The organism is Alloalcanivorax xenomutans (genome assembly GCF_032810065.1).
Lineage (GTDB): Bacteria > Pseudomonadota > Gammaproteobacteria > Pseudomonadales > Alcanivoracaceae > Alloalcanivorax > Alloalcanivorax xenomutans.
The window spans coordinates 2,086,277-2,107,599 of the sequence record NZ_CP136538.1; the positions used below are offsets into that span (position 1 = coordinate 2,086,277).

20 protein-coding genes and 3 tRNA genes are annotated in these 21,323 nt (G+C 61.3%); 13 read left to right on the top strand and 10 right to left on the bottom strand.

Going from position 1 to position 21,323, the window contains the following annotated elements; translation table 11 throughout:
* The first annotated feature begins 182 nt into the window (after positions 1–182).
* The 6 genes from RYH70_RS09735 (at position 183) to RYH70_RS09760 (ending at position 7,629) form a co-directional block, all read left to right on the top strand.
* Positions 183–1,340, top strand: a complete 1,158-nt coding sequence (locus tag RYH70_RS09735) for an acyl-CoA dehydrogenase family protein (protein WP_022996792.1) — start codon at positions 183–185, stop codon at positions 1,338–1,340.
* 13 nt (positions 1,341–1,353) lie between these two features.
* The gene (locus RYH70_RS09740; RefSeq protein ID WP_026949922.1) at positions 1,354–3,051 is read left to right on the top strand and encodes a long-chain-fatty-acid--CoA ligase; all 1,698 of its coding nucleotides are present in this window, start codon (positions 1,354–1,356) and stop codon (positions 3,049–3,051) included.
* A gap of 60 nt (positions 3,052–3,111) precedes the next feature.
* The gene (locus RYH70_RS09745) at positions 3,112–3,501 is read left to right on the top strand and encodes a Zn-ribbon domain-containing OB-fold protein (RefSeq protein WP_022996794.1); all 390 of its coding nucleotides are present in this window, start codon (positions 3,112–3,114) and stop codon (positions 3,499–3,501) included.
* Complete coding sequence (locus tag RYH70_RS09750) at positions 3,498–4,676, top strand: thiolase (RefSeq protein WP_284455715.1); 1,179 nt, start codon at positions 3,498–3,500, stop codon at positions 4,674–4,676. The genes RYH70_RS09745 and RYH70_RS09750 overlap by 4 nt, the downstream gene beginning before the upstream one ends.
* 42 nt (positions 4,677–4,718) lie before the next feature.
* The gene (locus tag RYH70_RS09755) at positions 4,719–5,870 is read left to right on the top strand and encodes an acyl-CoA dehydrogenase family protein (protein WP_022996796.1); all 1,152 of its coding nucleotides are present in this window, start codon (positions 4,719–4,721) and stop codon (positions 5,868–5,870) included.
* A 187-nt stretch (positions 5,871–6,057) separates the two neighbouring features.
* Positions 6,058–7,629, top strand: a complete 1,572-nt coding sequence (locus tag RYH70_RS09760) for a long-chain-fatty-acid--CoA ligase (RefSeq protein WP_284455714.1) — start codon at positions 6,058–6,060, stop codon at positions 7,627–7,629.
* Between the two features lie 25 nt (positions 7,630–7,654).
* Here the strand turns inward: RYH70_RS09760 and RYH70_RS09765 are convergent, their stop codons facing one another.
* Positions 7,655–8,341, bottom strand: coding sequence for a GntR family transcriptional regulator (locus RYH70_RS09765; RefSeq protein WP_022996798.1), 687 nt, complete (start codon positions 8,339–8,341; stop codon positions 7,655–7,657).
* A 201-nt stretch (positions 8,342–8,542) separates the two neighbouring features.
* Here RYH70_RS09765 and RYH70_RS09770 point away from each other — a divergent pair, with 201 nt between their 5' ends.
* Positions 8,543–8,953, top strand: coding sequence for a PaaI family thioesterase (locus RYH70_RS09770; RefSeq protein WP_014994373.1), 411 nt, complete (start codon positions 8,543–8,545; stop codon positions 8,951–8,953).
* Between the two features lie 5 nt (positions 8,954–8,958).
* Here RYH70_RS09770 and RYH70_RS09775 read toward each other — a convergent pair whose 3' ends face one another.
* Genes RYH70_RS09775 through RYH70_RS09790 form a run of 4 tightly spaced genes read right to left on the bottom strand, consistent with a single transcriptional unit; the run spans position 8,959 to position 12,633 of the window.
* Complete coding sequence (locus RYH70_RS09775; protein ID WP_022996799.1) at positions 8,959–9,591, bottom strand: LysE family transporter; 633 nt, start codon at positions 9,589–9,591, stop codon at positions 8,959–8,961.
* A 28-nt stretch (positions 9,592–9,619) separates the two neighbouring features.
* Positions 9,620–10,633, bottom strand: coding sequence for an ArsA family ATPase (locus tag RYH70_RS09780; protein WP_284455713.1), 1,014 nt, complete (start codon positions 10,631–10,633; stop codon positions 9,620–9,622).
* A gap of 39 nt (positions 10,634–10,672) precedes the next feature.
* On the bottom strand, positions 10,673–10,948 hold the full coding sequence (locus RYH70_RS09785) for a cory-CC-star protein (protein WP_374072941.1): 276 nt from the start codon (positions 10,946–10,948) through the stop codon (positions 10,673–10,675).
* A gap of 5 nt (positions 10,949–10,953) precedes the next feature.
* On the bottom strand, positions 10,954–12,633 hold the full coding sequence (locus RYH70_RS09790) for a carbon starvation CstA family protein (RefSeq protein WP_022996802.1): 1,680 nt from the start codon (positions 12,631–12,633) through the stop codon (positions 10,954–10,956).
* A 274-nt stretch (positions 12,634–12,907) separates the two neighbouring features.
* Here RYH70_RS09790 and uvrY point away from each other — a divergent pair, with 274 nt between their 5' ends.
* The 6 genes from uvrY (at position 12,908) to RYH70_RS09820 (ending at position 16,661) form a co-directional block, all read left to right on the top strand.
* Positions 12,908–13,558, top strand: a complete 651-nt coding sequence (gene uvrY / locus RYH70_RS09795) for a UvrY/SirA/GacA family response regulator transcription factor (protein WP_014994378.1) — start codon at positions 12,908–12,910, stop codon at positions 13,556–13,558.
* A gap of 158 nt (positions 13,559–13,716) precedes the next feature.
* Complete coding sequence (uvrC, locus tag RYH70_RS09800) at positions 13,717–15,537, top strand: excinuclease ABC subunit UvrC (protein ID WP_284455711.1); 1,821 nt, start codon at positions 13,717–13,719, stop codon at positions 15,535–15,537.
* A gap of 107 nt (positions 15,538–15,644) precedes the next feature.
* Positions 15,645–16,250, top strand: coding sequence for a CDP-diacylglycerol--glycerol-3-phosphate 3-phosphatidyltransferase (gene pgsA, locus RYH70_RS09805; RefSeq protein ID WP_022996804.1), 606 nt, complete (start codon positions 15,645–15,647; stop codon positions 16,248–16,250).
* A gap of 81 nt (positions 16,251–16,331) precedes the next feature.
* Positions 16,332–16,407, top strand: a tRNA-Gly gene (locus tag RYH70_RS09810).
* A gap of 48 nt (positions 16,408–16,455) precedes the next feature.
* A tRNA-Cys gene (locus RYH70_RS09815) sits at positions 16,456–16,529 on the top strand.
* Positions 16,530–16,574: 45 nt separating this feature from the next.
* Positions 16,575–16,661 (top strand) — tRNA-Leu (locus RYH70_RS09820).
* A gap of 62 nt (positions 16,662–16,723) precedes the next feature.
* On the opposite strand, the gene RYH70_RS09825 is transcribed toward RYH70_RS09820, so the two are convergent.
* The 5 genes from RYH70_RS09825 to RYH70_RS09845 all read right to left on the bottom strand — a co-directional run bounded on the left by RYH70_RS09825 (position 16,724) and on the right by RYH70_RS09845 (position 21,322).
* Positions 16,724–17,677 carry an IclR family transcriptional regulator domain-containing protein gene (locus RYH70_RS09825; protein WP_022995863.1) on the bottom strand — a complete coding sequence of 318 codons (954 nt, stop codon included), beginning with the start codon at positions 17,675–17,677 and terminating at the stop codon, positions 16,724–16,726.
* Positions 17,678–17,770: 93 nt separating this feature from the next.
* Positions 17,771–18,673, bottom strand: a complete 903-nt coding sequence (locus RYH70_RS09830) for a helix-turn-helix transcriptional regulator (protein WP_317010120.1) — start codon at positions 18,671–18,673, stop codon at positions 17,771–17,773.
* A 54-nt stretch (positions 18,674–18,727) separates the two neighbouring features.
* Positions 18,728–19,480 carry an ABC transporter ATP-binding protein gene (locus RYH70_RS09835; RefSeq protein ID WP_284455886.1) on the bottom strand — a complete coding sequence of 251 codons (753 nt, stop codon included), beginning with the start codon at positions 19,478–19,480 and terminating at the stop codon, positions 18,728–18,730.
* Complete coding sequence (locus tag RYH70_RS09840; protein WP_022995866.1) at positions 19,477–20,241, bottom strand: ABC transporter ATP-binding protein; 765 nt, start codon at positions 20,239–20,241, stop codon at positions 19,477–19,479. Before RYH70_RS09840 ends, RYH70_RS09835 begins: the two co-directional genes overlap by 4 nt.
* Positions 20,242–20,245: 4 nt before the next feature.
* Complete coding sequence (locus tag RYH70_RS09845) at positions 20,246–21,322, bottom strand: branched-chain amino acid ABC transporter permease (protein ID WP_055100092.1); 1,077 nt, start codon at positions 21,320–21,322, stop codon at positions 20,246–20,248.
* Between the last annotated feature and the right edge of the window lies 1 nt (position 21,323).

Below are 21,323 nucleotides of genomic sequence, written 5' to 3' on the forward strand. Positions count from 1 at the left end.
GCCGAATCCATCACCGCTGTCGGTGTGCGGGCGCTCTGGAGAGCGGAATGGCCAATGGTTTTGATGGTGATGGCCATTGGTCGTGCAGCGGCCCTTGGGCATGCTGAGTACAACAAAAACAGCCAACGGCGTGGTTAAGCACCTGCGAAGCGTGTGATGGACTCTCGCCGAGGAGAATACCAATGACACAGTGGCAGTCCGCCTGGATTGATGACGAACTGAGAATTTTTCAGGATTCCGTACGCAAGATTTTCGAGCGCGAGTTCGTGCCCCAGGAGGAAAAATGGCGCAAGCAGCGTCACCCGGATCGTGAGGTCTGGCCCAAACTTGGTGAGCTGGGCCTGTTGTGTGCCAGTATCCCGTCCGAGTACGGCGGTGGCGGCGGCACCTTCGCCCATGAGGCCGTGATCTGCATGGAGCAGGCCCGCGCTCAGGTGAGCAGCTTCAGCATCAGCGTGCATAGCGGCATCGTGTCTCACTACATTCTCAATTACGGCACCGAGGAGCAGCGCAAGAAATGGCTGCCGCAATTGGCCAGTGGCCAGCGGGTCGCCGCCATCGCCATGAGTGAACCGGGAGCCGGCTCTGATTTACAGGCGGTGCGGACCACCGCGCTCCGTGATGGTGATGAGTATGTGATTAACGGCTCCAAAACCTTTATCACCAACGGCTATCACGCCGAATTGATCTGTGTGGTGGCGAAAACCGATACCCAGGCCAAGGGCAGCCGCGGTATTTCCCTGGTAATGGTGGAAACGGAAAAAGTCAGCGGTTTTCGCCGTGGGCGCATCCTGGAAAAAATCGGCCAGAAAGGGCAGGACACCGCGGAGCTGTTTTTCGATGACGTGCGCGTACCAGCGGAAAATGTCCTGGGCGGTGCCGAGGGCAAGGGTTTCGTGCAACTGATGGAGCAACTGCCGCGCGAGCGCATGTTCATCGCCGTGGGCGCCGTGGCCACCATGCAGAAGGCCATTGATGAGACCACTGCTTATGTGAAGGATCGCAAGGTGTTTGGTCAGCGCCTTATGGATATGCAGAACACTCGTTTCAAATTGGCGGAGTGTCAGACCCAGGCGACGGTGGCGCGCTGTTTCGTCGATGATTGTGTCTACAAAGTGATCCGTGGCGAGCTGGACGTGCCCACCGCCGCCATGGCGAAGTGGTGGACCACGCAGTTGAACTGCCAGATCATCGATGAATGTCTGCAATTGCATGGCGGCTACGGTTACATGGAAGAGTATCCGATCTCGCGGATGTACACCGATGCCCGGGTGGGCAAGATCTATGGCGGTGCCAACGAGATCATGAAGGAAATCATCGCCCGTTCCATGGATCAATGACGGGAGCGCATCGATGACCTCTCCTCATCTGTCCTTCTATCCGAAAGGGTTGCCCGAGCGGATTCGCGCTCCGCAAACCACTCTGGTGGATAACCTGCGTATTTCCGCTTTGCGTTACCCGGACCGGCCTGCGTTGGTGTTTTACAACGGCGTGCTGAGCTATGGCGATCTGCAGAGGGACGTGCGATGCATGGCTGGTTATCTGCAGCAAGAATGTGGTGTGGCCAAGGGCGATCGCGTATTGCTCTACACTCAGAACTGTCCGCAGTTCACCGTTGCCTTCTATGCGGTGATGTCGCTGGGGGCGGCGGTAGTGCCGGTAAACGCCATGAGCACCCATGAGGAGCTGGCCTATTACTTCGAAAATAGCGGCGCCCGTCTGGCATTCTGTGCCGCCGACCTGTACAGCAATCTGCGCCCCTGTGTGGATAGTGGTCTGGTTACCCGGGTGATTCTGCATCAGTACCGGGATTACCTTAGCGATCCGCGAGATCCGCTGGTTCCTGGCTGGATCGCGGTGGCGCAGGAAGAAGTGACGGACCCGGCGGTGGTGACCTGGGCTGAAGCCCTTGCCGCGGAACAGACTCCGATGCCGGCGGCTTTTGACGCTGATCAGATGTGTGTGCTGCCTTACACCTCCGGCACCACCGGTCACCCCAAGGGCTGCATCCATACCCACCGCACCCTGGGATACGCTATTTATTCCTCGTCGTTGTGGCGTGCCCTCAATGCCGAATCGGTGTTTCTGTCGGTGGCGCCGATGTTCCACATGCTGGGCCTGCAAAGTGGTATGAACATGCCGATTCTGCTCGGCGCCACCACGGTGATACTGCCGCGCTGGGATCGGGATATGGCGGCACGGCTGATCGACCAATGGGGTGTCAGTGTGTGGGGCGCGCCGCCGGCGATGATCATCGACTTTTTCGCCAAGCCGGATATCGCCGATTATGACCTGTCGCGCCTGAGCTTGATCTTTGGCGGCGGCGCGGCGATGCCGGAGGCGGTATCGCGGACCTTGAAGGAAGATCACGGGATCGCGTTCAACGAATCCTATGGTCTGACCGAGACCTCCGCTTTTTTGCATGCCAACCCCGTGCACCGTAACAAACGCCAGTGTCTGGGGGTGCCCACCTTTGGCGTGGATTCCCGTGTGGTCGATCCGGAAACTCTGGAGCCCTTGCCGCTGGGCGAAGTGGGTGAGCTGATCACGAGCGGACCACAGGTAATGGAAGGGTATTGGCATAACGACGAGGCCAATCGTGAGTCCTTTCTTGAACGCGATGGGCGCCGCTTTTTTCGTACCGGTGACCTGGCCTGTATCGATGAGGATGGCTACTTCTTCATGAAGGACAGGCTCAAGCGCATGATCAACGTGTCCGGCTACAAAGTCTGGCCAGCGGAAGTGGAAAATTTCATGTATGACCATCCGGCGGTTCAGGAGGCCTGTGTCATCGGCGTGCCGGACAGCCGTCGCGGTGAAGTGGTCATGGCGATTCTGGTTGTCAAGGACCGCTACCGCGGCCAGGTTACCGAAGAACAGGTGATCGACTGGGCGCGGGAAAAAATGGCGGTGTACAAAGCGCCCCGCCGGGTGGAATTCGTCGATGCCTTACCGAAGTCCGGCGCTGGCAAGATCCTCTGGCGTCAGTTACAGGACGAACAACGGGCTTTGGTTGGCGACGGTGATGTTATGGCGGCCGGGGACGCATGATCGGACGAGTCGCCGGGTGGCCTTTCCACCGGGCTGGCGGTAATTACGAGGAGAGCAAACATGGTTAACCAAGAGGGTGGCGTGCAGGCCATCTATCAAGCGGCTCTGGATCAGGGGCGTTTCGAAATTCAACGCTGCAATGACTGTGGGGATGCGATTTTTTTTCCACGTGAACTTTGCCCCGGTTGTGGCAGTGGCGACCTGTCCTGGTTCAGCCCCAGCGGCAAGGGGACGGTCTATGCGGTGACCACGGTGCGGCGCAAACCGGAAGCCGGTGGTGACTACAACGTCTCTTTGATAGATCTTGAAGAAAACGTCCGGCTGATGAGCCGGATTGAAAACGCGGCCCCGGAAGAGGTGAAAATCGGCATGGCGGTGAAGGCCCGGGTGACGGTAAACGAGGGGCATGGCCTGTTGGTGTTTCATGCGATGGAAGGAGCGGCACAATGAGCGGTGATCTGAATCATTTGCGCGGCAAATTCGCCATCGCTGGTGTGGCGACCTTCGGTTGTGGCGAGGCGCCGGGTTATACCGACATGGAGCTGCTGGCTCAGGCCGCGCGTCTGGCGATGGCCGATGCCGGCCTGACCATGAAGGATATCGACGGTCTTTGCACCGCCAGTGCCTCATCCACCATGTGGTCGATGCCGGTGGTGGAGTACCTGGGAATTCGTCCCCGTTTCGTCGACGCCACCATGATCGGCGGGTCCAGTTTCATCGCCCACCTGATGCCGGCGATGCAAGCGCTGGAGTCCGGTCAGTGTGACGCGGTACTGGTGGCCTACGGCAGCGCCCAGCGCACCTCCACATTGAGCCGCAAGGAAATTGGCAAGGCTCGCCTGCTGATGGACCCGCAACCCTACGAGCATCCTTATCAACCGATGCTGCCGATGTCCGCGTATGCGCTGGCGGCGTCACGCCACATGCATGAGTTCGGCACAACCCGCCGGCAATTGGCGCAAGTGGCGGTGTCGGCGCGCCAATGGGCGCGGAAGAATGCGGACGCGTTCATGCGTGATCCGCTGACCGTGGACGATGTGCTCAATTCGCGCATGGTGTCCGATCCACTGACCGTGCGTGATGCTTGCCTGGTCACCGATGGCGGCGGCGCTTACGTTTTGGTCCGCGCTGACCGCGCCCGCGATTTGCCGCAGCCGCCGGTGTATGTGCTCGGCCAGGGTACGGCGGTGTGGAATCGGCAAATCTCCAGCATGGCGGACCTGACCGTGACCGCCGCCACGCAATCCGGGCGTGACGCTTATGCCATGGCCGGAATGGGCCCCAAGGACATTGATGTGGCGGAGCTGTACGACGCCTTCACCATCAATACCTTGTTGTTCCTGGAAGACCTCGGCTTCTGTGCCAAGGGCGAAGCCGGCGCCTTCGTGGAGGAGGGGAACATATCCCCCGGTGGCAGCCTGCCGGTGAATACCAATGGCGGCGGCTTGTCCTGGGGGCACCCGGGGATGTACGGCATTTTTGCCGCCATCGAGGGCGTCCGTCAGCTGCGTGGTAACGCTGGAGACAGCCAGGTCGCCGGTGCGCAAACGGCGATTGTGCATGGCAACGGCGGTACGCTGTCCAGTCAGTCCACCGCCATTCTGGGTACCGCCGCGGCGCTGTGAGGCGTCGATAATTCAAGGCGGCAATGCCGCCGGGAGGCCATCATGATACGTGATCAGGAAACCATGAATACGCTGTTGGACACGATCAACCGCTTCGTACGCGAACGGCTGGTGCCCAACGAGGAATGGGTGGCGGAGCACGACGCCATCCCCGAGGACATCGTCAGGGAGATGAAGGAGATCGGTCTGTTCGGGCTGACCATCCCCGAGGAATTCGGCGGCCTCGGTCTGACCATGGAAGAGGAAGTGCTGGTGATGTTCGAGATGGGGCGCACTTCACCGGCGTTCCGTTCGTTGTTCGGCACCACCGTGGGGATCGGTTCCCAGGGGATCCTGATGGACGGTACTGATGAGCAGAAACAACAGTGGTTGCCGTCTCTGGCCACCGGTGAGGTGATGGCGTCGTTCGCGCTGACAGAGCCGGGGGCCGGTTCCGATGCCGCGTCCTTGCGGACCAGCGCGGTGAAAGACGGCGATCACTATGTGGTGAACGGCACCAAACGCTTTATCACCAATGCGCCACAGGCCGGTATTTTCACCTTGATGGCGCGTACTGATCCGGATGTGAAGGGCGCGGGCGGCATCTCCGCGTTTATCGTCGACGCCAAAACTCCGGGAATCTCGCTGGGTAAACCAGACAGCAAAATGGGCCAGAAAGGCGCCCATACCTGTGATGTGGTGTTCGAGGACTGCCGGGTGCCGGCGGCTAACATCATCGGTGGCAAGCCCGGCGTGGGCTTCAAGACGGCCATGAAAGTGCTGGACAAAGGGCGGATTCATATCGCCGCCATCTGTGTCGGCGTGGCCGAACGTATGCTGGACGATGCTCTGCGCTATGCCGCTGAACGCGAGCAGTTCGGCCAGGCCATTGGTGAATTCCAACTGGTGCAAGCAATGCTGGCCGACAGCAAGGCGGAGATCTACGCCTCCCGTTGCATGGTTCTGGATGCGGCCCGTCGTCGGGATGACGGTGAAAACGTCAGCACCGAGGCCGCTTGCTGCAAAATGTACGCTTCGGAAATGTGCGGTCGCGTGGCGGATCGCGCGGTGCAGATTCACGGTGGCGCCGGCTATATGTCCGAATACGGCATCGAGCGGTTTTACCGTGATGTGCGGCTGTTCCGTATTTATGAAGGCACCACTCAGATTCAACAGATTGTAATCGCACGCAATATGTTGCGCGCGGTGCGTTAGCGGTTCGCTCTCCACGCATGGCGGGGGGCCAACCGTCGTGCGTGCTTTTTATTCCAGCGGGTGGATATCTCCGCCCGCCTCAAGCCCGTTCTCCACGGGCTTTGGCCGTTTATTCCGTTCACAGGTGAATCATGTCTGACCACGATATTGTTGTTCATGCCCGTTGCCGGGCAGGGGAGTACCGCCCATGTATCTGACCCAGGGGTTGCACCGCGCGGTGCAGCAGGCTCCGGAACGCCTGGCCACGGTGGATGGCGAACGCCGCCGCAGCTATCGCGAGTTGGCTGACCGTTGTGCCCGGCTGGCCGGTGGACTCACCGGCCTCGGTGTACAGGCCGGAGACCGGGTGGCGATACTGGCCGCCAACTGCGATTACCATGCCGAGTATTTTCTTGGCTTGTGGTGGATGGGCGCGGTGGCCAATGCCGTGAATACCCGCTGGAATGTGAAGGAGATGGCGTACTCCCTCAACGACAGCGAAGCGGAGATACTGCTGGTCAGCGGTGCTTTCCTGCCGATGGTGGAGACGCTCAAGGCGCGCTGTCCAGGGCTGCGCCATGTTCTGCATCTGGGGAGCACGCCATGCACCCATGCAGATGGGCCGGCGGGGATGATTCACTACGAGGATTTTCTGGCGCGGGCAACGCCGGTGGAGGATGGCCGCTTCGGCGGTGATCACCTGGCGGTGCTGCTGTATACCGGTGGCACTACCGGCTTTCCCAAAGGCGTGATGCTTTCCCATGACAATCTCTGGAGCTGCGCCATTACTCGCCTGGCGGAAAGCGACCCGCCTGATCCGTTCGTCACCTTGTTGGCATCGCCGCTGTTCCATACCGCCGGCGTCGCCAAATTCATCACCCAGATCGTGGTGGGCGGAACCGCGGTGATGATGCCGTCCTTCCGCGTGGAGGAGGTTCTGGCCACCATCGAGCGGGAAAAGATCACCGATGTGATTCTGGTGCCAAGCATGATCCAGATGCTGGTGGATCACCCCGAGGTGCGAGAATACGATCTGAGCTCCCTGACACGGGTTGCCTATGGGGCCTCGCCTATTTCCCTGGCGGTTCTGGAACGGGCCCTGGCGGTGTTTCCCGATGCGCAGTTCACTCATACCTATGGTATGACCGAGGCATCGCCGATGATCACGTTGAACTCCTGGCGTAATCATCGTGGCGAGGCCTTGAGCAATGGCCGCATCCGTTCCGCCGGCAAAGCCACCTGGGGCATGGAAGTACGTATCGTCGACAAGGATGACCGGGAAGTGCCCCGGGGCACCGTGGGTGAAGTGGTGGCGCGCGGTGACAACGTCATGTTGGGCTACTGGAACAATCCGGACGCCACCGCGGAAACCCTGCGCGGCGGCTGGTTGCATACCGGAGATGGCGGTTACATGGATGAGGACGGTTACATCTACATCGTCGACCGCATGAAGGACATGATCGTCTCCGGCGGCGAGAACGTGTACTGCGCGGAAGTGGAAAACGTGCTGGCCCGGCATCCGGCGGTGGCCAGCTGCGCGGTGATCGGCATTCCCCATGACACCTGGGGGGAGAGCGTGCACGCGGTGGTGGTGACGCAATCCGGCGTTGAGGTGTCAGCGGAAGAGCTGACCGATTTCTGCCGCGATGATCTGGCCGGCTACAAGTGTCCGCGTTCGGTGGAATTCCGCGACAGCCTGCCGTTGTCCGGCGCCGGCAAGGTGCTCAAGCAAGAGCTGCGGGAGCCTTATTGGCGGGGCCGCTCCCGCCGGGTGTCCTGACCGACGCGATCCGCCCGGGGCCCGTTCAGCGCAGCCCGGCGCCGCCGCTGGAGACGTGGGCCAGCAGCCCCTCGCCGGCGGCGGCGATATGGCGGCGCATGGCCTCGGCGGCGGCGGCGGCGTCACCGGCGCGCAACGCTCGCACAATGGCCCAATGTTCCTGGCTGGATTCCGCCATGCGGTTCTCGATGGTGATCGGTGTCAGTGGTGGCACCCCCTGCCAGAGGGTGAGGACGATTTTCTGAGTGCGCGGCTGATTGGCGGCATCGTACAGCACCCGGTGAAAACGCTGATTGAGCGCCACATAGGCGGCGGAGTCGCCATCATCGGCGGCCTGGTCCATGTCCTGTTGCAACTGCTCCAGCTCGTCCAGTTCCTCGTCGCCCAGTTGGGGGCAGGCCTGGGCAACCATGTGGCCTTCCAGCAGCTCGCGCAGGGCATAGATTTCCTTGACGTCATCGACGCCGAAAGAACTGACCCGATAGGCGCCCCGGCCCTCGGTCTCCACCAGGCCGTCCGCCTCCAGCCGGCGTAAAGCGTCACGCACCGGGATGCGGCTGGTACCGAAACGCTTGGCCAGGTCCTCCTGTACCAGGCGCTCGCCGCCGGCAATGTCTCCGCGCAGGATCGCTTCGCGCATGCGTATGTAGACTTCCTCCTCCATGGAACGGCGGCGGACGGGAGCGAAAGGGTCGGTTTGGGTTCGCGGCATAGTGTGTTTCTCAAACGCTAAGACAGTGTTTTCCCGAGTAATGGCGGGAGTTTACAGGATTTACCCGCTCCCGGCCCGGTGCAAGGGAGCGGAATCCGGCGTGGTCCGTGTACTGTATACAGTATACAATGCGCCGGTCCGGATGCTGGCCGCAACGGCCATTTTCCCTTTTCAGCCAAGCAGACAGGAGCGCACAGGTTAATGAGCTGGACTCGCGAAGACGAAATCAACTGGACCAATAACAACCCATTTCGCTGCCACCTGGGCATCAAGATCAATTGGGTCAATGATGACGGTGGCTCTGAAATTGCCTTGCCGGTTACTCCTGAGTTGTTACAGGCCTATGGCATGGTGCATGGCGGTATTTATTGCGTGCTGATCGACACGGTTCTGGGTACCTGCGTGCGTGCCTACCATCAGCGCGATGCCGGTCCGATCACGGTGGATCTCAATGTCAGCTTCCTGAGGCCCACCGGGCAGGGGGAGATCGTCTGCCGTGGGGAGATCATCAAGGCCGGCCGCAAGGTCATGGTCGGCAGCGCCGATGTGCTCGACGCAGAAGGCCGCAAGCTGGCCACCGGCCGTGGTTCCTTCCTGATGCGCAACGAGTAGCCCACTCAGACCGCTGCCCGGCGGGCGGTGGCCAGCAGGCTGGCGGCGGCGGCGAACAGAGCGGCGAAGCCACGGTTCACCAGCCGCTGTTGGCGGGCGCTGCGCAGCAGTTTGAGCGCGCGGGCGGCCAGCCCGGTGTAACCAGCCATCACTATTACATCCACGGTAATCAGGGTCAGACCCATGATGGTGTATTGCAGCGCCATGGGCCCTGAGGGATCGAGAAACTGGGGCAGGACCGCGAGCAGGAAGACCACGGCTTTGGGATTGCTGGCGTTGATCAGAAAGCCCCGGATCAGCAGTACGCTACGGCGACGCCCCTGATGATCGTCGCCAAGAGTATCGTAGTCCTGAGTGGGGGCGCGCCATTGTCGGACCGCCAGATAGAGCAGGTAGGCGACCCCGAACCACTTGATCAGAGCGAAGGCCAGAGCCGAGGTGGCGAGCAGGGCGCCGACGCCGGCGGCGACAATGGCAATCTGCAAAACCAAACCCAGCTCCAGACCCAGGATGTTCCAACCCCCGCGCAGAACGCCGTAGCGCAGCCCCGTGGACATGGACGCGACAGCGCCGGCGCCGGGTGACAGGCAGATCAGCCAGCAGGCCACGAAGAAAGCGAACCAGGTGTGCAGAGCCATGAGGTATCCGAACGGGGCAAAATGAGGTTCACCTGCCCAGCAGACGGGAAGCAAAAGCCTCCAGTGCGGGCAATCCCTGAATGTCATCGACGAACAAGGGTACTTGCCGCCGGGGCAACGGGTCCAGCCGTTGCGCCAGCTCCTGCATCATCCTTTGCTCGCGCTCGCGCCGGGCCTGGAAGAAGGCCCCTTCGGCGCCGTTTGGCAGCACGCGGTTAACCACCGCTCCGGCCACCGGAATGCCGGCCTCCTTGAGGCTGTGCACGGCCCGTCCGGTTTCCAGAATGGGCAGGCGCTCCGGTGTCAGAACAAATAGAAAAGCGCTGTGCTCTGGGTCGGAGAGAAGACGGCGGGCTTTCTGGAAGCGGCGTTGGCGTTCGATCAACGGGGCCGCCAGATCGCGGGTACGGTCATCCAGACCGGCCAGTTGATGTTCTTCCGGCGTATTGACCGGGCTATCCAGATCGCGGCCGGGGGTCAGGTGGGATAGTACCTTGCCCAACTGTTCGGAGCGGCGGTGTTGCCGCAACAGCCCCTCGCTCCAGGCCGCCATCACCTCCGGCAAACTCAGCAGGCGCAAGGTGTGGCCGGTGGGGGCGGTGTCGAAAACAACCAGGTCAAAGCGCTCGCGGGCCTCTTCCATAATGGTGGTAAGACGCTCCAGCAGCGCGGCTTCCTGAGCACCGGGCGCCTGGCGGCTGAGTTTGAGCTGGTGCTCCATGGCGGAGCGCTGCTCGGGCCTGGCGAACCGGGCCATTTGTGCGCGCACTCGCTGCAGATGCTCGTCGACCTCTTGTTCGGGATCCACTTCCAGGGCGGTGAGATTGACCGCCAGGGCTTGTTCCCGATTGCCAATCTCGCGATCAAAAGCGTCGGCCAGGCTGTGGGCCGGATCGGTGGATACCAGCAGCGTGCGGCGGCCAAGATTGGCGGCGGCCAGGGCCAGCGCCGAAGCCACCGTGGTCTTGCCCACGCCGCCCTTGCCACCGACCATCAACTGCCGGTGCTGGCTGAGAAGGTCATGCAGATTGAGTTCCGGCATTGTGGTGAGTCTCGTTGACGAACTTGCCGGCGACAGCGCTCAGCAACAACGGAAATTATCCAGTGGTGAATGGGGCATGCCCATGCGCCGGTGCCAGTCGTGGAATCGTTCCATCAGCAGCGGCTGCAGTTCCAGCGTATACCAACTGGCCGGATTGGGAATGCCCATGGTCTCGGAGAAGACCATGAGCATGAACAGGTCGTCTTCGTCCCGGCGGGCGCGGGCGATGGCGGACCGGTAGGGGGCGTTGTAATACTCCGCCCCCAGTTCCCCGGCGCGCCGATACCAGCGCTTGAGATTGCCGAGCAGGGTCACCGCTTTCACCCTTCCGCCTCGGCTTCCCGGGCTTTCTTATGCCGGCGCAGACTGGCGGTGCATTCCAGGGTCACCAGCACCGCCGCCACCAGGACCACCAGATCCAGAGTGAGCAGGAACCAGTCCTGTTTCTCATAGAAGCCGCGCAGCTGGATCAGAAGCGCCGCCAGCGTCATTACCAGCAGGAACACCAGCGGCACCAGTGTGTAGCGGGTGGGGCGGCCAAGCCGGACCAGCATTACCGTGACCACCAGCAGGGTGAGGCCAGCGAGCAGTTGGTTGGTGGTGCCGAACAACGGCCAGATCAACAGACCACCGGAACCGTCCGCGCCGCCGGCGCCGAAGGCCAGCAGTACGCAGGCACCCACCGCCAGCAGAGTGGCGGGCATCGGGCGGCGCATCCAGGCGAGGTTATAGATTTCTCCCCACTCCTGGAAAATGTAGCGCTGCAGACGCAGGCCGGTATCCATGGTGGTGCCGGCGAACAGGGCCGCCATCACGGTCAGCATGGTGCCGGCCACCGCGGCGTTGATGCCGGTGCCGGCGCTGAGGATGGCGGCGCCACCGTCGACGAACGCCTGCACACCGCCCTTGCCGAAGGCGGAATAGATTTCACGCCATTCAGCGAGAGACGCGAAACCGGCGGTGGCGGCCAGGATCGCGGCCAGTGCCAAAGCGCCTTCGCCGATGGCGCCGAAATAGCCGACGAAACGAGCGTCGGTTTCCTTGTTCAGCTGTTTGGACGTGGTGCCGGAGGCGACCAGACCATGGAACCCGGAGATCGCGCCACAGGCAATGGTCACGAACAGCAGGGGCAGCAGAGGCGGTGTGCCGGCCGGGACGTCGACGTTGAACGCCGGGGCCACCACCGTCGGATTGGCGATCAGCATGGCGCCATAAAGCAGGATCAGGCCGACAAAGAGCTGCAGTCCGTTGATGTAATCACGGGGTTGCAGCAACACCCACACCGGCAGCAGCGAGGCGATGGCGGCATAGGCGAATAAAATCAGGATCCAGGCGGCGTTGGCGGAGAGACCGAATGTGGATTCCGGCAAGGTGACCGGCACTGATGGGCCGACCCAGATCAACGCGTACAGGGCTACCACGCCCAGCAGGGAGACCACCGCCAGATTCAGTTTCCAGCGGTAGATCATCTGGCCGATCACCAGCGCCACGGCGATGGCGCCCCATACCGGCAGGACCGCGCCGGGATTGTTGATCAGCAAGCGGGCGATGACCACGCCGAAGACCGCGTTGACCATCAGCAGCACCAGGAAAATAACGATCATGAACACGCTGCGGGCGCGTGGACCGACCACCTCGCCGGTGAGACTGCCCACCGACTGCGCCCGATTGCGGACACTGGCCCAGATCGCGCCGGAATCGTGGACACCGGCGAAGAAAATGGTGCCGAACACCACCCATAAAAACGCCGGCAACCAGCCCCAGATCACGGCGATGGCAGGGCCAACGATGGGCGCGGCCCCGGCCACGGAGGTGAAATGGTGGCCCCAGAGCACGAATTTGTTGGTGGGCACGAAATCCACGCCGTCTTCCATGGAATGGGCGGGTGTTTCGAAATTGGGGTCGAGTTTGTAGATTTTATCGGCGATGAAACGGGAATAGACAAAATAGCCGGCGGCCATGCCGCCCAGCCCGAGGATCAATAAGACGATGGCGCTCATGATTAATCCTTATTCGCTGCGCAGTCGGGTAAGACATGTCCATCACAGAATTAACCGCAAAGTGTGAAGCTGGTCAATGCGACCAAAGTCCAAAGCGCTCAATGTTGGTGCGCTCTCTAGGCAGAGCGGCCGTCGCGGGTTAGGCTTAATGGGCCTTTTCGGATGTCCGGCCTCTGTCTGTTAGTCATGGAGAGGAAGCCATGCCAAGGGGGAACCGGGGTGACTTCCGACAACAAAAACCACACTCAAGGATCGACGTGGGGGAGATTCGACGATGATCAAAGTAATGGTGGTGGACGACCACGAGTTGGTGCGTACCGGCATTAGCCGGATGCTGAGTGACCAGGATGGCATCCGGGTCATTGGGGAAGCCGCCTCCGGCGAAGAGGCGGTGAAGCTGGCCCGCGATCTGGAACCGGACGTGGTGCTGATGGACATCAAGATGCCCGGCATGGGCGGACTGGTTGCCACCCGTAAAATGATGAAGCAGGATGACGGCATTCGCATCATCGCGGTAACCGTTTGCGAGGAAGAACCGTTTCCTTCCCGGGTGATGGAGGCCGGCGCCGCCGGTTACATGACCAAGGGGGCGGATCTGGAAGAAATGGTGCGGGCGATCAAGGTGGTGCAAAGCGGTCAGCGCTATATCAGCCCGGACATCGCGCAGGCGATGGCGTTGCGCGCCTACAAGCCGACGCCGGCGGCACTGGATGTACTGTCCGAACGGGAATTGCAGATCATGACGATGATCGTCAACCGCTTCAAAGTGCAGGATGTGGCCGATCAGCTGTGCCTGTCGCCAAAGACGGTCAACACCTACCGGTATCGGATTTTCGATAAGCTCGGCATCACCAGTGACATGGAAATGGCGCTGATCGCGGTGCGTCATGGCCTGGTCAACGCCCACGAAGCGGTGGCTCTGTAAAAGCACCCGCCAGTCCAGCCGGATTTTGCTAAACCCGGATTTTGTTAAACTGTGCGACGCCCGTGCTCCGGCACGGGCGTTTTGCGTTCCGCGCGGCGGGCTTGGGTTACCGGGCGGCCGCCGGCCGTTCCCGCAGCCCATCACAATTCGGAGTGAACTTGTCCAGTTTCGACGCCAAGCATTTCCTCGCCCATTGCCCGCGTACTCCGGGGGTGTACCGCATGCTGGACGGCAAAGGCGGCGTGCTGTACGTGGGCAAGGCGCGGGATTTGCGGGCCCGGCTTTCCAGTTATTTTCAGAAGCGTGTGGATTCCGCCAAGACCCGCGCACTGGTGGCCAAGATCGAAGCGGTGGAGACCACCGTCACCGGCAGCGAGGCGGAAGCGCTGTTGCTGGAACAGTCGCTGATCAAGACGTTGCGGCCTCCTTACAACATTCTGCTGCGGGACGACAAGTCCTATCCGTACATCAAGATTACCACCTCGGACCGCTTTCCCCGGGTGACTTTCCATCGCGGCAGCCGGCGCCCCGGGGCCCAGTATTTTGGACCTTATCCCAGCGCCGGCAGTGTCCGTGAAACGTTGGCGCTGATCGAAAAGGTGTTTCTGATCCGCAATTGCCGGGACAGCTTCTTCCGTAACCGCTCCCGTCCCTGTCTGCAGTATCAGATCCACCGCTGTACCGCGCCCTGCGTGGATCTGGTGTCCGAGGAGCATTACGCCACCCAGGTACGCATGGCGATCGATTTTCTCTCCGGCCGCAGCCGCGAGGTGACTCGCCGGCTGACCCGGGAAATGGAAGCCGCCGCCGAGAGGCTGGAGTTCGAGCGCGCGGCGGAGTTACGTGATCAACTGGCCGCGGTACAGGCGGTGCAGCAGAAGCAGAATGTGGAATCCGGCAGCGGTAATGTGGACGCGGTGGCCATAGCAACCCGTCATGGCCTGGCGGTGATCGAAGTGTTGATGGTCCGGCAGGGCCGGGTGCTGGGGCATCGCAGTTTCCGTCCGGATACCCGTGGCGAGGATAATCAGGAGGAAATCCTGGAGGCGTTCCTGGCCCAGTATTACCTGGGCGAGCGGGATGAGCAGTCGATCCCGAAGGAAATTCTGCTGCCAATGGCACTTCCCGGTGCCGAGGCTCTGCAGGAGGCCTTGACCGGCCGCTATCAACGGCAGATCCGGCTGGCCTGGCGGGTCAGGGCAGGGCGTTCCGCCTGGCTCAACATGGCCAAAACCAACGCCGAGCAGACCATCGCCGGGGACCTGGCGGCCCGCGAACATCTGGAGAGCCGCTTCCACGCTCTGGAGACCCTGCTGGAGGCGGACGCGCCGATCCGCCACGTGGAGTGCTTTGATATCAGCCACACCCAGGGAGAAAGGGCGGTGGCCTCCTGCGTGGTATTCGATCAGCATGGACCGCGCAAGGGCGATTACCGTCATTTCAATGTGACCCCGGACCAGGGCGGTGATGACTACCAGGCGCTGGAGGAAGCGGTCCGCCGCCGCTATCAGCGTGTGGTCAAGGAGGAAGGGCGTTTGCCGAATCTATTGTTGATCGACGGCGGCAAGGGGCAGATGCGGCGCGCCTTCGAGGTGATCCAGTCCTTGCAGCTGGATAACCGTATTCTGGTCATGGGGATTGGCAAGGGGCCGACCCGCAAGCCGGGACTTGAGGCGTTATATCTGTCCGATGGCCGTGAGCTGGTGCCCGGTGGCGGCGATTCAGCGCTGCATTTGCTGCAGCAGATCCGCGACGAGGCCCACCGTTTCGCCATCACCGGCCACCGTGCCCGCCGGGCCAAGGCCCGCCGCTCGGGACTGGAGGAGATTCCAGGAGTAGGGCCCAAGAGGCGCAAGGCATTGCTGAGCCATTTTGGCGGCCTCAAGCAATTGCGCAATGCCTCCAAGGAGGAACTGGCCCGGGTGGAGGGCGTCAACGCCCAGACCGCGCAAACCATATACGACTGGTTTCACGGCTAGCCTCTCTTGCCTGGGGCCTCACGCCCATACCCACAAAAGCAGTCTGGCAATGAGATGATGGCGGGATTCCGCTATACTGGTTTTTTTTCAGCCGGTCGAAGTGGTTCATGCCTGCGCACTCTCCGATTTTGAATCTGCCGAATATCCTGACCCTGATCCGCGTCGCCGCTATTCCGGTCCTGGTGGCGGCGTTTTACCTGCCGTTCAAAGGCAGCAACATGGTGGCGGCGGTGCTGTTCCTGGCCGCCGGGCTGACCGACTGGCTGGATGGCTATCTGGCCCGGAAACTGGGGCAAACCAGTCCCTTCGGTGCCTTTCTGGATCCGGTGGCGGACAAGCTGATCGTGGCGGTGGCGCTGCTGATGCTGGTGCAACAGCATGCCACGCTCTGGCTCACTGCTCCGGCCATGGTTATCGTGTGCCGGGAAATCACCGTGTCGGCGCTACGGGAATGGATGGCGGAGCTGGGTATGCGGGCCAAGGTGGCGGTCAGCGCCATTGGCAAAATAAAGACAGTGACCCAAATGGTGGCCATTACCCTGTTGCTGGCGGTCCAGCCCGGCTATGACGTGGGCGGGGGCATGCTCATGACGCCGATTCTCTGGTTGAGTTACCTTTGTCTGTATGTGGCTATGTTGCTCACTTTATGGTCGATGTTTCTGTATCTGAAGGCGGCGGCGCCGCAGTTCCGGCGTTCACGTCCAAGACCCTGAAAAAACAGAGAAAATGGGTTGACAGACCAGGGCGCTTGAGTAGAATGCTGATCCGCGTCGAGGCAAACAGTCGACGCCAAAGCGGGAATAGCTCAGCTGGTAGAGCACAACCTTGCCAAGGTTGGGGTCGCGAGTTCGAATCTCGTTTCCCGCTCCAATTCCCAACCTCGGCGAAGCCGGGGTTTTTTGTTCTTTAAGCTTTTCAGGCGCGGTGGCAGAGTGGTTATGCAGCGGACTGCAACTCCGTGTACGCCGGTTCGATTCCGACCCGCGCCTCCAATCCCTCTCCGCGGAAGTCCTCTACCACGAGCGCCCCGAGATCAAGCGGGTATGGTGAAATTGGTAGACACAAGAGACTTAAAATCTCTCGACCGTTAGGTCGTGCCGGTTCGAGTCCGGCTACCCGCACCAGATTCAACTCCCTCCAAACTATTCATCTTCTCCCGTCCCGCCAAGCGGTCGCCTGGGCTAATTCATGCCGGAAACAAGGCGCCGAGTTCCTCCTGCAAACGAACGCCAAGCTGGCGTAACTGGTCGTCGGAAGTGCGGAAGCTGGGCATCATCAGCCCGACAACCGCAGCCGGGTATCCGTTTCCACCACGGATGGGCGCGGCCACGGCGCTGGCGCCCTCCACGCGTTCGCCGTTGGATATGGCGAAGCCCTGCTGGCGGATGGTTTTCAACTCCTTGCGCAGAACGCTCACCTTGGGCTGATACGGGGTCAGGGCCCTCATCCTGTGGCCACGGATCAGCGCTTCCGCCTCGGCTTCGGGCAGAAACGCCAGCGCTGCCTTGCCCGCCGCGCCCAGATACAGCGGAAAAGCGCTGCCTGTTTCCAGGGCGTAGCGTACCGGGTGGGGGCTGGGTAACACCGAGGTGACGATTTGTCTGTCGCCGGCGCGGTGAAACAGGGAGACGGTCTCTCCTGTTTCGGCGTGAAGTCTTTCCATCAGCGGGCGGATGCGTACCAGCACATCGTCGTTGTTGAGGAAGTGCCGGGCCAACTGCATGACGGAAGGGGAGAGCCGCCATTGTTCATTGTCGGCGTTCTGCTCCAGCAATCCCTTGTCGGCCAGCGGCGCCAGTATTTCAAGGGCGATGCGTGGATCCAGCCCGGCTTGCCGGGACAGCTGTTCGGTGGATGCGCTTTCCGGCAGGTAATCCGCCGCCGCTCGCAATAAATCCACGGCCCGTGATATCGAGCCGGCTCCGGTGGAGCGGCCGGTGTAGCTGTATCGCTTGTCCCCGGGGCGGCGATAGACGTAGCCACGTGCCTCCAGGGTTTGCAGAATGCGATAAACGATGGTCGTGGCTTCGCCCATGGCGGCGACCACTTCGGTCAGGGACAGCGGTTCCGATGTCCGTTCCAGCAGCTCCAGGACATCCAGGGCACGAGTCAGTGTTTGCAGCTGATAGGAGGCCGCCATTCTTTTTGTCCGCCGGCTTTTGTCATTGGGGAAAATCGATAAATATCGAGCGCAATGGTAGCACAGGCAGCGCCCTGGTCTGGCACTGCCCGGTTACTGGTTGACCGCCGCGGGGTCGGTCAAATACGGGCGGGCCAGGCTCAGGAGCTCGGCGAAGCTGTCCTCGACGCTCCGGTGGGAGGTGTCGAGGACGGCGTCGGCGCGACGGTAGTCGGCGTCGCGTTCGACCAGTATGCGTTTGAGGTCATCCATGGCATGGGTATGGCCTTGCATTGGCCGCGTGTCGCCCTGGTCGATAACACGCTGCATGTGCTCTTCCGGGGAGGCTTTGATCCAAACGGTGTGGAAGCGGTTCAGCAGACGTTGAAAGGTCTCCGCTTCGGACACCAGGCTGCCGCCGGCTTCCACCACCGAAAGGGGATACTGTTCGATCACATACTCCAGCGCTTCCCGTTCGAAACGCCGATAAGCGGGCTGACCGCCGAGCGCCATGATCTCGCCGATATCCATGCCGGCGAGCTGTTCGATCAGGCCATTGAGACGGATATAAGGCACGTTAAGTCGCTCTCCAAGCATCCGACCCAGCCGGCTTTTGCCGCCACCGCGCAGGCCGATCAGCGCCACACCACAGTGTTGCCCCTTGTTCATGTCAAAATGCCGGACCAGCAACTGGTACGCTTCGTCCAGTTGAGCAGGGGACAGGCGATCGAGAAGATCCCGCAGAGGCGGCGGAAGGACCTGCTGTTCCTGTTGCGGAAGGATATCCTGCACTGGCACGCCCATGGCGGCGGCGAGCCGTTGAAGCAGCATGATTGAAATATTGGCCTTACCGCCTTCGATTTGTGCCAGATAGCGTTCGGAGATGTCCGACTGGGATGACAGTTCCTTGCGCGCCATGCCCCGCCGGGCACGAATGGCGCGCACCCGGTCTCCAATGGTCGCCATATAGTCTGGCCCGTTGCTTTCATTCTGATCGTTGGCAGGGTGCATGCTCATCTCCGTTTCCCTGAGCGTACCGGCGATGGCCTCGGCCGGCGCTGATGGAAGGCATTATCCCATGCCGAGGTGGGTGTCGAGTAGGTCGGCATTCTGACTGATTTGCGGACCGTCACCGTCAAAAACCACCTTGCCTTTTACCAGCACCAGGTGCCGGTCGGCGATGGTCAGCAGGTTATCGATGTTCTTATCGACAATGATGCTGGCTATGCCGGAGCGTTTGATCTCGCCGAGGATCCTCCAGATCTCATCACGGATCAGCGGGGCGAGCCCCTCGGTGGCTTCGTCGAGAATCATGATGCGAGGATTGGTCATCAGCGCCCGTCCGATGGCGAGCATCTGCTGTTCGCCGCCGGATAGCAGGGCGCCATCGTGTTGCAGACGCTGAGCCAAGCGTGGAAAGGTATCCAGAACACGCTCAAGATTCCAGACGGACTGGCCCTCGCCATTGGGGCGGGCCGCCATGATCAGATGCTCATGCACATTGATGCCAGGGAAAATACCCCGTCCTTCCGGCACATACCCAATACCCCGGCGTACCACCTGCCAGGGCCGGCACTTGCGGGTCGGCTGTCCCAAGATCCGGATGCTTCCCTGACGGGGTGTAACGAAGCCCAGTAGCGTCTTCAGGGTGGTGGTCTTGCCCATGCCATTACGCCCCATCAAGCTCAGGGTCTCTCCGGGCATCAGATGAAGATCAATGCCATGGAGCACATGACTCTGACCATAAAAGGCGTGTAGATTCCGGGCGTCGATCAGAGGTTGCACCGTTGGCGGGGGAGAAAGGGACGCGTTGAAGGTGTTCATGCCTGCTCCTGTTGATGTCGGCCCAGGTAGACGTCACGCACTTTTTCGCTGCCGCGAATGGCCGCCGTGGTTCCAGTCTCAAGGATACGGCCGTCGACCATAACGGTGATCCGCTCCGCCAATGCGAAAACGGAATCCATGTCGTGTTCGATCAGCACCAGGGTGTAGTCGCCGCGCAAGGCGCGCAGCAACTCGGTAACCCGGCTGGTTTCCTCACGTCCCATACCGGCAAGAGGTTCGTCGAGCAGCATCAGTGTGGGCGCGGTGGCCAGCACCATGGCGATTTGCAGTTGGCGTTGCTCGCCATAGCTCATGGCGCTTGCCGGGGTCGACGCGCGATGCGTGAGCAGGCAGGTTGCCAGTGCCTGTTCCGCGCGCTCATCGACTTGCCGCGCGGTGGCGCGCGAGCGCCAGCTGGCGATGACGCCGCCGAGGTGGATACGGGCGGCGAGGCGGCAGTTTTCGAGGCAGCTCAGGCGCGGAAAAATATTGGTTTTCTGATGGCTGCGGCCGATACCCAGACGGGCCACGCGATGGGCCGGCAGGCCGTGAATCGGGTGTTGCCGATAGTGGATTTCCCCTTCGCTGGGGCGCAGCTCACCAGAGAGCAGATTGATCAAGGTGCTCTTGCCCGCGCCATTGGGACCGAGGATGGCGTGGACCTGGCCGGGCCGGACATCAAAGTCGACCCGGTCAACCGCGGTCAGACCGCCGAACCGGCAGGTCAATCCCCGGGTGGACAACAAGGGCGTGTCACTCATGAGGTCAGCCCTCCTCGTGCTTTTGCGGCCCGGCGAGACCCAGACGCGTTTTGTTTGAAGCGGCGGGACGGGTGCGGAATAATCCGCCAACCCCAATCCTCGGCAGCCCGAGGCGGGGCGGGTCGAGAATGAGGCCGGCCAAGCCCTTCGGTAACACCAATACGATCAAAATAATCGTCAGCCCCATCAGTAGTTGCCAATAGACGGTCAGATGCTCGAAGGCGTAGTGCAACAGCTCGTAGGCGAAGGCGCCGAGTAACGGACCGAACAACGTGCCCATGCCGCCAAGAATGACCATCATCAGCACTTCACCGGACAGGTGCCACCCCAACTGCGCCGGGTTGGCGAAGCCATACTGCATGGCCGCCAGCATGCCGGCGACGCCAGCCAGCACTCCGGAGATGACGAAAGCCGCCAGCTTGTAGCCGTAGGTGGCATAACCCAGCGCCTGCATACGATGTTCGTTGTCATGGATGCCGTCGAGCACTTGGCCAAAGTAGGAACGTATCAACCAGTGCAGGAACAGGTAGGTAAGCAGGGTCATGCCCATGACGAAATAAAAGAACTGCAGCGGATTCTCGAGATCGATCAGCGTCTGGTCGCCGATGGTCAGGGTGGGTTTGAACATGATGAAAAGGCCGTCGCTGCCGCCGGTGAAGCTGGCGTCACTGACCAGATAGTAGAGCATCTGGCCGAAAGCCAGAGTGGTCATGATGAAGAAAATACCCCGGGTGCGTAGCACCAGTGCGCCAATCACCAGGGCGGACACGGCACTCACCAGCATCACCAGTGGCAGCATCCACCACAGCGAAGCGGCGTTATAGGAGGGGCTGGCCAGCGCCAGGGTGTATCCGGCGAGACCGAAGAACAGGGCATGTCCCAGGCTGACCAGGCCAATCACGCCCACCAGAAGATCCAGGCTCATGGCGAACAGGCCGAGAATCAGCATCAAGGTCAACTTTTCCAGGAAAAAATCGCTGCCGTCACCGATCAGAATGGGACCCCAGAGAGGATAGAACACCAGCAGAACGGTCAGCGCGAGCATGATTATCGGTACGCGCTTGGGGTAGCTGTGAAGCATT